Origin of the sequence: Xanthomonas pisi DSM 18956, assembly GCF_001010415.1 — a bacterium.
GTDB lineage: Bacteria > Pseudomonadota > Gammaproteobacteria > Xanthomonadales > Xanthomonadaceae > Xanthomonas > Xanthomonas pisi.
Genome location: NZ_JPLE01000199.1, coordinates 1 through 309 on the forward strand (window position 1 = coordinate 1; position 309 = coordinate 309).

Sequence of the window (309 nt, forward strand, 5' to 3'; positions counted from 1 at the left end):
CCCGGGCCCCCCCCCCCCCCCCCCCCGGCCCGCCCACCCCCCGCAGCCGCAGCCTGCCCCCCCCGCCGGCACAGCAGCAGCCTGGCGGGCAGGCCCCGCCGACGGTGCCGCCGCAACGCAGCGATGGCGCGCAGGAAGCGCCACGCCCCTCCGACGATCAGATGCGTGCCATCCGCGAACGTATCGAAGCCCGACGCCGCCAGCTGCAACAGCAGCGCCAGAGCGGCTCTACCCCCGGTCAGACCCAATGAGTGAACGCATGACGCCGCGCCTGTTTCCCGTGTCCCTGCTGATTGGCCTGCTGGCCGG

The 309-nt window shown here is 75.4% G+C and carries 1 pseudogene; it reads left to right on the forward strand.

The window, feature by feature from the left end:
• Positions 1–251, forward strand: a pseudogene (gene xpsN, locus Y887_RS19580) (type II secretion system protein XpsN); the annotation flags it as partial.
• Between the last annotated feature and the right edge of the window lie 58 nt (positions 252–309).